Annotated in this window: 11 protein-coding genes; 6 read left to right on the top strand and 5 right to left on the bottom strand. The window is 66.5% G+C overall.

The window, feature by feature from the left end:
* Positions 1-252: 252 nt before the first annotated feature.
* The 4 genes from rpoD (at position 253) to EYF70_RS19330 (ending at position 6,383) form a co-directional block, all read left to right on the top strand.
* Complete coding sequence (rpoD, locus tag EYF70_RS19345; protein ID WP_131146875.1) at positions 253-2,721, top strand: RNA polymerase sigma factor RpoD; 2,469 nt, start codon at positions 253-255, stop codon at positions 2,719-2,721.
* 136 nt (positions 2,722-2,857) lie between these two features.
* Positions 2,858-4,993, top strand: a complete 2,136-nt coding sequence (locus EYF70_RS19340; RefSeq protein WP_229420457.1) for a TonB-dependent siderophore receptor — start codon at positions 2,858-2,860, stop codon at positions 4,991-4,993.
* Between the two features lie 238 nt (positions 4,994-5,231).
* The gene (locus tag EYF70_RS19335) at positions 5,232-5,543 is read left to right on the top strand and encodes a hypothetical protein (RefSeq protein ID WP_131146873.1); all 312 of its coding nucleotides are present in this window, start codon (positions 5,232-5,234) and stop codon (positions 5,541-5,543) included.
* A 144-nt stretch (positions 5,544-5,687) separates the two neighbouring features.
* A complete protein-coding gene (locus EYF70_RS19330; protein WP_131146872.1) occupies positions 5,688-6,383 on the top strand; it encodes a YjjG family noncanonical pyrimidine nucleotidase in 696 nt (231 codons plus the stop codon).
* Here EYF70_RS19330 and EYF70_RS19325 read toward each other — a convergent pair.
* The 4 genes from EYF70_RS19325 to EYF70_RS19310 form a co-directional block, all read right to left on the bottom strand.
* Entirely contained in the window at positions 6,376-7,296 is a 921-nt protein-coding gene (locus EYF70_RS19325; protein WP_131146871.1) for a prolipoprotein diacylglyceryl transferase, read from the bottom strand. The genes EYF70_RS19330 and EYF70_RS19325 overlap by 8 nt on opposite strands.
* A gap of 8 nt (positions 7,297-7,304) precedes the next feature.
* Entirely contained in the window at positions 7,305-8,414 is a 1,110-nt protein-coding gene (locus EYF70_RS19320) for a DUF3466 family protein (RefSeq protein ID WP_165497743.1), read from the bottom strand.
* Positions 8,415-8,475: 61 nt separating this feature from the next.
* Entirely contained in the window at positions 8,476-9,480 is a 1,005-nt protein-coding gene (locus EYF70_RS19315) for an SMP-30/gluconolactonase/LRE family protein (protein WP_131146869.1), read from the bottom strand.
* 205 nt (positions 9,481-9,685) lie between these two features.
* On the bottom strand, positions 9,686-10,024 hold the full coding sequence (locus tag EYF70_RS19310) for a zinc ribbon domain-containing protein YjdM (protein ID WP_131146868.1): 339 nt from the start codon (positions 10,022-10,024) through the stop codon (positions 9,686-9,688).
* Between the two features lie 69 nt (positions 10,025-10,093).
* On the opposite strand from EYF70_RS19310, the gene EYF70_RS19305 reads away from it, so the two are divergent.
* Both EYF70_RS19305 and EYF70_RS19300 read left to right on the top strand, forming a co-directional pair.
* Positions 10,094-10,789 (top strand): GNAT family N-acetyltransferase, encoded by a 696-nt coding sequence (locus EYF70_RS19305; RefSeq protein WP_165497742.1) that lies wholly within the window; start codon positions 10,094-10,096, stop codon positions 10,787-10,789.
* A 65-nt stretch (positions 10,790-10,854) separates the two neighbouring features.
* Positions 10,855-11,808: a hypothetical protein gene (locus EYF70_RS19300; RefSeq protein ID WP_131146866.1), complete on the top strand. Its 954-nt coding sequence runs from the start codon at positions 10,855-10,857 to the stop codon at positions 11,806-11,808.
* 2 nt (positions 11,809-11,810) lie between these two features.
* Here the strand turns inward: EYF70_RS19300 and EYF70_RS19295 are convergent, their stop codons facing one another.
* Entirely contained in the window at positions 11,811-12,452 is a 642-nt protein-coding gene (locus tag EYF70_RS19295) for a GIN domain-containing protein (protein WP_165497741.1), read from the bottom strand.
* Between the last annotated feature and the right edge of the window lie 44 nt (positions 12,453-12,496).

Raw genomic sequence — 12,496 nt, 5'->3', positions numbered from 1 at the left:
GCGCGCCAGGGCCGAGCCCCCTCTTCTGTTCGCACTGAGTATTCACGGAATAACAACGGAATAACACGGAACTACCACGGAATCCCAAGAATGGAGTCCGCGAAGCGAACCGGCATGGTTCGCGTTGCGCGGGCTTTTTTCATTCCGGATGATCCCCACATACGTACCGGCACGGCCTTTGCGAAGGCCGCGCTGGATTGTTCAATTTTTTTCACTTGCGTCGTGCCCGGCCAGGCACTGAAGAGATATTTGATGACGACGAAAACGCCGAAGACCCTAACGCTGTCCACCAAGAAGCCGCGCGCCGAAGCTGCGCCGCTGACGGTGCCGAAGACCACCTTATCCTATGTGATCGACAATGCGCAAGAGGCCGCCGGTAAAGTGACCGTTGTGAAGAAGAAGACGTCCCGCCTGGCCGTGCTGCCGGGCGAAGAGGCGCTGGCCACCGATGCGTCCGTGGCCGAGTCCGCCGCAACCGCGGCACCGGCCGGCGACGAGCCGAAGAAGGCCGTGCGCAAGGCCGTGGCAGGTGCCGACGAAGCGCCGAAGGCGCCCGTGGTGCGCGTGCGCAAGGCCAAGCTGGAAGCGCCCGCGCCGTCGCCATCGGCACCGGCCGCCGTCAGCCAGGTGACCGATGCCGCCACGCTGGCCTCGATCGACACGTCCGGCTACCTGCTGCCTTCCGTGAAGGTGCCGGGCCGGCGCGGCCGCAAGCCGAGCGAATTCACGCCCGAGAACGATGAAGTGGCGGCACTGAACGCCGTCGAGCGCGCCGAACTGAAGGCCGCCTCGAAGGCGCGCGAGCGCAAGGCCAAGGGCCTGGACCCGTTCGGCGGCGAAGCCGGCATGTCCAACGAGGACCTGGAAAAGCGCCGCCAGCAGTTCAAGAACCTGATCAACATGGGCAAGGACCGCGGCTTCCTCACCTATGCCGAGATCAACGACCAGCTGCCCGAGAACATCGTCGATCCGGAAGCCATCGAAGGCATCATCGCGACATTCAACGACATGGGCATCGCCGTCTACGAGCGCGCCCCGGATGCCGAGGCGCTGCTGCTGTCCGACAACGTGCCGACCGCCACTTCCGACGACGAAGTGGAAGCTGCCGCCGCGACGGCGCTGTCCACCGTCGACTCCGACTTCGGCCGTACCACCGACCCGGTGCGCATGTACATGCGTGAAATGGGCGCCGTGGCGCTGCTGACGCGCGAAGGCGAGATCGAAATCGCCAAGCGTATCGAGGAAGGCCTGCGCGACATGATCCAGGCCATCTCCGCCTGCCCGACCACGATCAACGAGATCGTCGACCTGGCCGCGAAGATCGAGAACGATGAGCTGAAGGTCGATGACGTGGTCGACGGTTTCGTCGATCCCGACGAGAGCTCGGCACCGGCACCGGCGCGCGCGCCGGCCGCCGCCGCGTCCGACGACGAGGACGAGGACGAGGAAGAAGAGCTGGAAGAGGAAAGCGACGGCGACGCCAACGGCGGCGCGGCCGGCTTCTCCACCGAGCAGCTGGCGCAGCTGAAGGTCGATGCGCTGGAGCGCTTCGCCGTGATTTCCGCGCAGTTCGACAAGATGCGCAAGGCCACCTATGGCTCGGCGGTCTACCAGAAGGCGCAGGCCACCATTTCCGCCGAGCTGCTGGGCATCCGCTTCACGGCCAAGGTGGTGGAAAAGCTGTGCGATACGCTGCGCGGCCAGATGGAGCAGGTGCGCAGCATCGAACGCGCCGTGCTGGAGCTGTGCGTGAACCGCTGCGGCATGCCGCGCGCCCACTTCATCAAGGTCTTCCCGGGCAATGAAACAAACCTGGACTGGGTCGACGGCGAAGTCGACGCGCGCCATCCGTACAGCGCGGTGCTGGGCCGTAACGTGCCGGCCATCAAGGAGCTGCAGAACAAGATGATCGACCTGCAGGAACGCGTGGCGCTGCCGCTGGCCGACCTGCGCAAGATTAACAAGCAGATGGCGGCCGGCGAGAAGCGCGCCCGCCACGCCAAGCGTGAAATGACGGTGGCCAACCTGCGCCTGGTGATCTCGATCGCCAAGAAGTACATCAACCGGGGCCTGCAGTTCCTCGACCTGATCCAGGAAGGCAATATCGGCCTGCTCAAGGCGGTCGACAAGTTCGAATACCGCCGCGGCTACAAGTTCTCCACGTACGCCACGTGGTGGATCCGCCAGGCGATCACGCGTTCGATCGCGGACATGGCGCGCACCATCCGCGTGCCGGTGCACATGATCGAAACGATCAACAAGATGAACCGCATCAGCCGCCAGATCATGCAGGAAACCGGCAACGAGCCGGACATGGCGACGCTGGCCGCCAAGATGGAGATGCCGGAATCGAAGGTCCGCGAGATCATGAAGATCGCCAAGGAACCGATTTCGATGGAAACGCCGATGGGCGAGGATGGCGATTCGCAGCTGGGCGACTTCATCGAGGACAACACCACGCTGGCCCCGCTGGACGCCGCGCTGCATGCCTCGATGCGCAACGTGATCAAGGAAGTGCTCGATTCGCTGACCCCGCGCGAAGCCAAGGTACTGCGCATGCGCTACGGCGTGGAAATGTCGAACGACCACACGCTGGAAGAAGTGGGCAAGCAGTTCGACGTGACGCGCGAGCGTATCCGCCAGATCGAAGCGAAGGCCATGAGCAAGCTGCGCCAGCCGTCGCGCTCGGACAAGCTGAAGACGTTCCTCACGCAGAACTGATCCGTATCGTCGATTGCAAAGAAGGAAGCCACCCGGCTTCCTTTTTTTTCGCGTGCCTTCTCCTGCGGCAAATACGCATTGCTTGATAATAGTCAATCAATGATAATGAGAATTATTATCATTTGATTGGATGCCCATGTATTTCCCCGGTCGCCTTCGCCCTTCCGTCCAGGCGGTTTCCGTCGCCCTGCTGCCGCTGGCGGTCACCTGCCACGCCGCTGCCGCCGGTATGTCCGAGTCCGCCATGACGGAAACCCCGGTCCAGGCCGTGCTGCCGGTGGTCGAGGTGGTCGGCGCCAACCGGGAAGGGTTCGTCACGCAAACCGTATCGACGACCAGGTCCGATAAATCGCTGCACGAAACGCCGCAGTCGATCACGGTGCTGACCCGCGAACTGCTCGATGCACGGCAGGCCACCACGCTCGACGAAGCCATTGAAACCGTCGCCGGCGTTGCGTCGTCGACGCTGGGGCGGCGCGGCTGGGACGATTTCATCATCCGCGGCCAGAGCGCTGCCGACACGATGTACCTCGACGGCCTGCGCATCGGGCAAGCCAACTGGATCGCCCAGGAAGTGTTCGGCGCCGAGCGCATCGAAGTGGTGAAGGGGCCGGCCTCGGTGTACTTCGGCCAGGTAACGCCGGGCGGCACCGTCAACATCGTCAGCAAGCGCCCGCGCGCCGAAGCGTTCACGCAGCTCGGCATCACGGTGGGCAGCGACGGCTACCGGCAGGGCACGTTCGACATCGGCCGCCCCATTGCCTCGGCAAACGGCAAGGCGGCCGTGCGCATTGCCGGCATGGCGATGAACTCGGACGACCCGACCGACAACGTGTGGTTCAAGAACCGCTACCTGGCGCCATCCATCGCGCTGGACTTCGGCACGCGCACCGATTTCACCATCCTCGCATCGCTGAACCAGCGGCAGTACGTGCGGCAGCAGGGCCTGCCGGTGGCGGCCACGTCGCTGACGGGCAGGGACAGCCTGGTGCCGCAGGATTTCTTCACCGGCGATACCACGGTCGCACCATATGAAGCCGAACAGAAGGCCATCGGCTACGCGTTGACGCACCGTTTCGACAGCGGCTGGACGCTGAACCAGACCTACCGCCACACCGACATGGAACTGGCCGGCCAGCTGGCCAATACCAGCGGCGCGCTGACCGCTGCGGGCAATTTCAACCGCAACGTGCTGAGCCAGGATTTCAACGGCCGCTCCGACGCACTCGATACCAGCGTCTCGCGCACCATGCGCTGGGGCGGCCTGGCACACAACGTGATGGCCGGTTTCGACGCGCTGCACGACCGGCTGTACCGCGACAGCCGGCGCTGCGCGATCGCCGCCCAGAACATCTACACCCCCGTGCAAGGCAGGCCGGTCACGAACTGTAACGTCACCTCCATCGTCGATACCACTTTGGCGCAGCGCGGCGCGTACCTGCGCGACTACATCGACGTGACGGAAAAACTGGGCGTGAGCCTGTCGCTGCGCCATGACCGCGCGAAGCTGAAAACGGTCGACGTGCCGACCGGCGCCCGCACGGACGTGGACAGCTCCGCCAATACCGGCCATGCCGGCATCGTCTACAAGGCCACGCCGAACATTGCTCCCTACGCCAGCTATGCCACGTCGTTCCTGCCGCAGACCGGCATCACGGCGGACGGCGCGGCGATCGATCCCGAGGAAGGGCGGCAGGCCGAGGTGGGCGCGAAGTTCGTGTCCGACGACCGGCGCCTGAGCGCCAGCGTGGCTTACTACGACCTGAAGCGCCGCAACCTGGCGCAGGCGGACGACCTCAATCCGGGATTCCAGGTGGCCATCGGCGCGCAGCGCACCCGCGGCTACGAGGCGGAAATCGCGGCGGACCTGAAGAACGGCTGGCAACTGTCGGCGGCGTTGTCGATCCTGGATGCGGCGATCACGGAAGCTGCCGGGTCGCAGGCCGCCACGGTGGGGCAGAAGCTGTCCGGCGTGCCGCGCAAGACGGCGAACCTGCTGGCGAACTACCGCTTCAGCGGCGCGCTGCGCGGCTGGGGCGCCGGTGCCGGCGTGCGCCACGTCGGCGAAAAAACCTCCACCACCTCGGTATATGTCACGCCCGGCTATACCGTTGCCGACGCCAACCTGTCCTACGCGGGGCGCGGCTGGCGCGTGCAACTGAACGTAAAGAACCTGTTCGACAGGGAGTATTTCGCCGGTGCCGCCAATGCCAACTGGGTCCCTGTCGGCAATCCGCGCACAGCGATGCTGAAGACCGTCGTCGACTTCTGACGGCCACGCCCGCCGTGGATGGCCGCCGCCGCGGGACCATTCGTCGCGCGGAGAATGCCGAAATCTCTGGCTGAACGGGGCGCCGGCCTGTATGCTCTGCCTTGGGCAGCATCCAGTCGTGATGCTGCCGCTGCACCTGATCTCCCGTCTCGCTTTCCCGCGGCCCTGCCGGTTAGCTACCCGCCGCATGGCCGCATGAGGGCTTTTATCATGCTGGCTAACTGACTGGAGAACTCCCATGGAAGACATGGATAATTGCGACACCGAAATGGTCGTGGCTGTACTGGAAGCGCTGCGCGAAGAAATGGCGGCCGACCTCGATGACATGGAACGCCGCATCCGCGGCATGCCCGAAGCCAGCCAGATCGACCCGCCACCCGGCGGCGAACTCGATGAATTGCGCACGGCGCGGGTCGCCCTGCACAGTGGCCTGGCCAGTATTCGCGAAGTGCTGGGTTGGATCGAGTGGATCACCGAAAAGGACCCCGAAGGCGAAACCGCGGTCGCGGCGCAGCCACTGCCGACGGTGCTCGGCTATCCGATCCACTGATGACCGTACCAAGGGTCGAACCGTCCTGATGGTGAATCGCACCGATGGTCGAGCCGTACCGATGGTCGAGTCATGCCAATGGTCGAGTCATGCCAATGGTCGAGCCGTGCTAGGATGCCATTTTACAAGGCATCCTTCCGCACCATGAAACACCGGCTGTTCCTCTTCGACCTCGACGACACGCTGCTCGACTTCAAGGCTTCCGAACATCTCTCCTTCGCGCGCACGCTCGGCGCGCTGGGTTTCCACGCCCCGCTCGAAGGGCTGTTCACGCAGTACCAGGCCATCAACACGGCGCTGTGGCGGCAATTCGAGGCGGGTACCGTGGCCAAGGAATTTCTCAAGGTGGACCGCTTCCGCCAGACCTTCGCGGCGAACGGCCTCGACCTCGATCCGGAGGCAGCCAGCCAGCTGTTCGTGGAATCGCTGTCCGATACCGTGGTGCTGATCGACGGCGCGGCGCGCCTGTGCGAGGAACTGGCCGGGGTGGGCGAAGTGGGCATCGTCACCAACGGCGCCGAGCAAATCCAGCAGCTGCGCATCGTCAGCTCCGGGCTGGGCAAGCATATCTCGTTCGTCTGCACGTCCGAAGCATGCGGCTTCGCCAAGCCGGACGTGCGCTTCTTCGAGCACGCCGGCAAGCTGGCGCGGGCCTTTGCCCGACATGAAGCAATCATCGTCGGCGACCGGCTGGACGCCGACATCCTCGGCGCCAACCGCTATGGCATCGAAAGCTGCTGGTTCAATCCCGACGGCGCAGCCAACGATTCGCAAGCCGTGCCCACCTTCGAAGTGGCCAGCCTGCACGACGTGGTGCGGACCCTCACGCCGGTCAGCTAGCCTGCCTGCGCCTTGCCGCCGCGGTTCCGCGCCGCGACAGCAGCGCCACCCCGGCCGCGCCGCCAACGATCAGCAGCACCGCGACCGCTTCCGCCTGCGTGCAATGGAACACGCCGAAATCCAGCACCGGGTTGTGGCGGATCTGCTCGATCAGCAGCCGCTCGATGCCCGCGCAGACCAGGTACACCGCGAACAGCCAGCCCGCCTGGAAGCCATGCCGGCGCAGCGCCCACAGCAGGCCGAAACCGGCCATGCACATCGCCGCTTCGTACAGCGGCGTGGGATAGACGCCAGGCGCCGCAATGACCACGCCGACGATATTGTTGTCATAGGTCTGCGCCCACAGCCATGCGGGCAGCCAGTCCGGCTTCAGCGCCATGTCGGCGGCAATGCCCCAGTCGCCGTCGCCGGACAGCTGGCAGCCGATCCGGCCCAGCGCATAGCCCAGCATCAGCGCGGGCGCCGCGGCATCCAGCACCGTCAGCGCCGGCAGCTTCCAGCGCCGGACGCACACCAGGCCCGCCACCGTGCCGAAAATCAGGCCGCCGAAAATGCTCAGGCCCGAACGTGTGAAGATCATGGCGGCGGGATCGGCCAGGAACTGGTCGGTGTGTTCGAGGATGTGGAATACCCGGGCACCGACGATCCCGGCCAGCAGCGTCACCAGCGTCAGGTCGGAAACGATGTGCGCCGGGTCGACCGCGTGGTACGCCGGCCCGCCGTGCCCCTTCCTGCCGCGCACCTGGGCGAACCCCAGGATACCGGCGGCGTGCAGCCTGGCCAGCTCGCGGCGCAGGAATGCGCCGGCCACGAACATCGCCGCCACGACTGAAAGGCCGAACACGGGGATCGGCAGGGGAAGATCGGCGCCGGTCAGCGCCCTGACGATGTCGCCCAGGTAGGGATATGCCATGTAACTCCTCAATAAATGGAAGGTTTGCCCAGCACGCCATGACGCCAGTGCTGGTAGCCCTTCCGCACGCACCAGCCCACCATCAGCACCAGCAGCGCCAGCAGCACGTAGTCCGACGACTTCGTCTTGTACGACAGGTCGATGGTCGACGGCATCGCGAACGCCTGGTAGCGGTGCCCCGTGTAATGGGCGCCGACCACCGTGCCGTCGTCGGTGATCTTGGTGGTCTCGTACAGCCCGTTGCGGTTCGGATGGATGCGCATCCGGCCATCCTTGTAGACGAAGGTCAGCGGCGCGTTGTCGCGGAAGCGGATCGTGCCGGCCACGTCGCCGGCCGCGTTGATGCCGGTGGCATAGCTCTGGCCCTGCGCGATCATGGCGCCCAGGTCGATCATCTTCGTGCCATCGTGCAGGAACGCGTGCCACTGCCGGTCGGCCGTTTCCGACGCGCCCACCACCATCCCGGTGTCATTGATCGCCGTGGCGACGCTGACCCGGCCACCCAGGGTGCCGAGGTCGCGCATGCCGCCCGCCGGCGTCCACACGAAGGCGCGCCGGTAGCCGCTCTCCAGCTGTGCCGCGCCCACCACCGTGCCGCTGTTGTTGATACCCGTGGCGTAGCTGGTGAGCCCGCCGAGCGTGCCCAGGTCCTTCATCCGCGCGCCATCGTGCACGAAGGCGTGGAAGCTGCCATCCTCGATGTCGGCATAGCCGGCGATCTGGCCGGCCTGGTTGATCGCGATACCCAGGCTGCCTTCGCCGCCCAGCGTACCGAGGTCCTGCATGCCTTCCTGCCGGCCCGCGGTGGCCGGCTGCCAGCGGAAGGCGCGCCAGCGGTTGTTGCCGTTGCGCGCGCCGCCGGTGACCGTGCCGGCACTGTTGATGCCGGTCGCGTAGCTGTCGGTGCCGCCCAGCGTGCCCAGGTCGGTGACCTGGCCGCGGTGGTAGACCACCGCGCGGCGCTGGCCATCCTCGGTGCGGATTTCGCCGGCCGTCAGGCCGGCGGGGTTGATGTCGGCGGCCAGGCTCTGTTCCACGCGGCGCTCGCCAAAGCCCGCCTGGGCCATGGCTGCGCCGTGCATCACGAGTACCGCGAGCAGGAAGCTGATGTTACGCATGCAGATCTCCTTCCGGTTGGATTCACTACATACTTCTACCCGCTGCGGCCGCGGCGGACCTTCAATAAGGCTTGCCGGTGACGTCGAGCGCGATGCGCCACAGTGCGCGGTCGCCCGTGATGAAGAGGGTTCGGCCATCGGCACCACCGAAGGCCGCGTTGGTGACGTTGGCATCGACGCGGATGGTCGCCAGTTCCTTGCCCTGTGGCGAGAACACGCGCACGCGGCGCGCGCCATGCTCGGTCACGTACAGGTTGCCGTGGCAGTCGAGGGCCATGCCGTCGCCGCCGTCGATGCCCTGGATGAATGTGCGGCCCGCGCCAGGCACGCCATCGGCGATCGGATAGGCCTTCACTTCGCCGTCGCCCGCGTTCACGTACAGCAGGTCGCCGGCGGGGGACAGGGCGATGCCGTTCGGGTTGCGCCGCGTGCCATCGACCAGCGTCACCTTGCCGTCGGTGCCCACGCGGTAGATGCCGGTGACGGGTTGCCCGCCGGGCGCGGCGGCCTTCTGGTAATCCGGATCGGTGAAGTACAGCGTGCCGTCGGCGGCGATGGCGATGTCGTTGGGGGAATTGAACACCTTGCCGTCGAACCGTTCGGCGATGGCGCTGCGCGCCTTGCCCGGCACCGCGTAGCGCGACAGCGCCTTGTACTTGTGGGTGGCGGCGACCAGGTTGCCCTGCGCATCGACCGCCAGGCCATTGCTGCCGCTATCATCGAGGAAGGTACTGACGGTACCGTCGGCGGCCAGCTTGCGGATGCGCGAAGGGAAGTCGCCGGCATGGCTGAAGTCCGAGAAGTACAGCGCATCCCTGATCCACACGGGGCCTTCGTACAACTGGGGGCCGGTGTGGGTCGGCTGCACAGCTGCGACCCGCTGCGCGGCCAGTTCGCCGGAGGGCGCCTTGCCGCAGGCGGCGGCCAGGGCCGCGCCGCAGGGCAGTGCGGCCAGCGCGGTGGCCAGGGCGACGGTCCGGGCGACGAAGCGGAAGGTGGAGCGGAAGGTGGAGCCGGAGCCGAAATTGGAGCTCGACCCGGCGCAGCCAGGTGCGGTGAATGCCATACATTGCCTCGAGTGGGAACCTCGGCGATTGTAGGCAGGTATTATTCTTGTGGCAATCGTTTTCGCGTGGGCGCGCCAGCAGTGGCGCCCGCACTTTGTCTGCCCCAACCCAACAGCCAAGGGCTGGGGTCAGACCCGGCGGGTCTGACCCCTGAATTTGCACTTGGGGTGGGCTTATCGAAGCGGCATCGGGCACTGGCCCGCCTTACACCTTGCGCACGAACTCCGATTTAAGGCTCATCGCGCCGAAGCCGTCGATCTTGCAGTCGATATCGTGGTCGCTGTCGACCAGGCGGATATTCTTCACCTTGGTGCCCTGCTTGATCACGCCGCCGGAACCCTTCGGCTTCAGGTCCTTGATGACGGTGACGGTGTCGCCATCCTGCAGCACGTTGCCGGCCGCATCGCGGTACACGCGGGCAGCGTCGGCCGGTGCCGCCGCCGCGGGCGACCACTCATGCGCGCATTCGGGGCAGACGAGGTTGGCGCCGTCCTGGTAGGTGAATTCGGAACCGCATTGCGGGCAGGGAGGCAGGGCGCTCATCGTGGATTCTTCGCGAAAAAGCGGGCAGTATACTCCCTCGATCGCGACGGACATACGAGGGAGACGACGATGGAAAGGCTGGCCAATCCGGTCTGGGCCGCGCTGACGAGCGGCCAGCGCCACCTGGCGCGGGAGCTTGGCGCGATGCTGCGCTACGAGCCCGACGTGGCACCGTTCTGCGCGGTGCCGGAGCATGGCATGTTCGTGCCGGCCCGCGATCTCGTGCGGCTGGCCGAAGACGTGTACTTCGTCGGCGCGATCCCCGAGGTGCCGGACGGCTGGCGACTGGCGGAGCTGGGCGGCGTGCTGCAGATGGTCTACCGGGGCGGCCCGGTCACGCCGCCATCCGCCGGCGGCATCGTCGAACTCGATGCCCTCGATCCGGCCATGGAAGCGCTCACCGCGATCGCCTTTCCCGGCTACTTCCGCGCCCGCACCGGCACCATGGGCCGCTACTTCGGCATCCGCGACGCCGGCCGGCTGGTCGCGCTGTCCGGCGAGCGGATGGATTTCGGCACGCTGCGCGAAGTGAGCGCCGTCTGCACGCATCCCGGCCACACGGGGCGCGGCCATGCCAGGCTGCTGGTGCGGCACGTCATGCACGGCATGCTGGCGGAGGGCGTCACGCCGATGCTGCACGTGGGCGCGCGCAACGAGCGCGCCATCGCCCTCTATGAATCGCTCGGCTTCGAGCGCAACGGCGTACTGCGGCATGCGAAGCTGGTGGCGGCAGCGATGATATCCGATGCATCGCAGCAGGCCTGAGTAGCGCCGCTATAAGGCGGTGGTATGCTGGCAGCCCTTCCTGCCTACCTGCCTGTCAGCTGCCCATGAAAGTGTCGATCTTCCTCCTTGCCGGCCTGTTGTGCGCCGGGTCCGCCGCCGCCGACACCGCCGCACGTGCCCGGCTCGCCTCCTGCGATCCGGAAGTGGTGCGCGGTGGCTCGGACGAACTGCTGGGAGATCCCGAAACCCTGCGCCAGCCGATGCTGCTGTTCCATGCCGCGATGGCCGAGCGCATGGCCGGGCGCAAGGAGCGCGCGCTGTTCTTCCACCTGGCGGGCCGGCTGCGCGGCACGCGCCAGGCGCTGCTCGAAGGGGCCGATACCAGCGAGGCGCTGAACGCGATCAATGTTTCGGTCGGGCCAATGGCGCTGCCGTTGCTGCTCACCGACCCGGAGCTGGGGCGAGACGTGATGCGCCGCGTGATCGCATGGGACCGGGCCACGCCCGATCCATACCGCGACCGCGCGGCGCGGGCGACCGATGAGGTGAAGCGGAAGCTGGCGACATTCGAGGCCGACTTCGCCAGGCTGCCGGAACTGGCCGGCCAGGCGGTGGGGGATACGGGCCAGGCACGGCGGACCGAGGCGCAGATCGACCAGATGGTCGAATCCGATCGTGCGCGCCGCTGCGGGCCCGGCACGATCGATGGCGCGGCGCTGCCCGCGGCCGTGGCGCGCATCGAAGCGGAGGTGAAACGGTTCGTCGCCGCGCACGCATTCGTGCGCAAACGTGCCGGCGGGCCGGTCGCATCGTTGGCTGTCGCCGCGCGCGGCAGCCGGGGCAGGCACGCGCTGCCGGATCGTTTCACGCTGACCGTCGCGCCGCAGCGCGGCAAAGCCTTCTATGCCGAAGTCGACGTGGCCAGCACGGTCGGTGCCGACCGCAAGCTGGGTGAAGTGCGTCCTTCGCTGGCTTGCCTGACCGACCTGTGGCTTGGCCAGCGCGAGGCCGTGAAGGATGTCTGCGAAAGCGATCCGGCGGCAATCCGGCCGGAGTGAGCTCAGTCGCCGGCCGTGACGTTGCCGATACCGGACACCGACTTGTTCAACGACTTCGGCTTGCCGAAGTAGGTCAGGCTGCCCATGCCGCGCACCACGGCGTTCAGCGTCTGGCTGGCGTGTACCTTCACGTCGCCGATGCCTTCGAAGTTCACGTCGGCTCGCTCGGCCTTCAGGTGCTCGGTGGTCACCTCGCCCACGCCGCGCGCCTTCAGCCGCAGCCACTTCGCGCTGCCCTTGGCCTCCATGCGGCCGGCGCCCTCGAACTGCAGGTCGAGCCGCTCTTCCTTCACGTTGTCGATGACCACCTGCCCGGCCCCCTCGACGACGCATTTCACCAGCGACGGCACGGTGATCACGATCTTGTCGCCGTCCTTGACCGATGCATTGTTCTTTTCCGCGTAGTCGATCTTCAGTTCGTCCGCCTTCACGCTGGTGAGCACCTTGCCGATGAACTCGGGCCGGCCCACCACCTTCACCGACTGCGCCTGGCCGGCGCGGACCTCGATGTTGATCGGGCCCCGGATGGCGATGGCGCGGAAGGCGCCCAGCTGGCGCGCATCCTCGGCGCCGTGGGCCGGGGCGGCAAACAGAGTCGAGAGCAGCAGGGAGCAGGCGAGCGTACGGGACAGGGCAGGGCGCATGGCAGGAACCTTTTGTTGTGTTGTATGGTGATGCGATTCTAGTG

This window comes from Pseudoduganella albidiflava, from assembly GCF_004322755.1.
GTDB lineage: Bacteria > Pseudomonadota > Gammaproteobacteria > Burkholderiales > Burkholderiaceae_D > Rugamonas > Rugamonas albidiflava.
Note: the sequence above shows the minus strand (reverse complement) of the source record. Positions and strands in the feature narration are given on the sequence as shown.

Bases quoted from the DNA above. Each gene is read 5' to 3' on its own strand.
- rpoD (WP_131146875.1), top strand. From the start codon at position 253: ATGACGACGAAAACGCCGAAGACCCTAACGCTGTCCACCAAGAAGCCG.
- EYF70_RS19340 (WP_229420457.1), top strand. From the start codon at position 2,858: ATGTATTTCCCCGGTCGCCTTCGCCCTTCCGTCCAGGCGGTTTCCGTC.
- EYF70_RS19335 (WP_131146873.1), top strand. From the start codon at position 5,232: ATGGAAGACATGGATAATTGCGACACCGAAATGGTCGTGGCTGTACTG.
- EYF70_RS19330 (WP_131146872.1), top strand. From the start codon at position 5,688: ATGAAACACCGGCTGTTCCTCTTCGACCTCGACGACACGCTGCTCGAC.
- EYF70_RS19325 (WP_131146871.1), bottom strand. From the start codon at position 7,296: ATGGCATATCCCTACCTGGGCGACATCGTCAGGGCGCTGACCGGCGCC.
- EYF70_RS19320 (WP_165497743.1), bottom strand. From the start codon at position 8,414: ATGCGTAACATCAGCTTCCTGCTCGCGGTACTCGTGATGCACGGCGCA.
- EYF70_RS19315 (WP_131146869.1), bottom strand. From the start codon at position 9,480: ATGGCATTCACCGCACCTGGCTGCGCCGGGTCGAGCTCCAATTTCGGC.
- EYF70_RS19310 (WP_131146868.1), bottom strand. From the start codon at position 10,024: ATGAGCGCCCTGCCTCCCTGCCCGCAATGCGGTTCCGAATTCACCTAC.
- EYF70_RS19305 (WP_165497742.1), top strand. From the start codon at position 10,094: ATGGAAAGGCTGGCCAATCCGGTCTGGGCCGCGCTGACGAGCGGCCAG.
- EYF70_RS19300 (WP_131146866.1), top strand. From the start codon at position 10,855: ATGAAAGTGTCGATCTTCCTCCTTGCCGGCCTGTTGTGCGCCGGGTCC.
- EYF70_RS19295 (WP_165497741.1), bottom strand. From the start codon at position 12,452: ATGCGCCCTGCCCTGTCCCGTACGCTCGCCTGCTCCCTGCTGCTCTCG.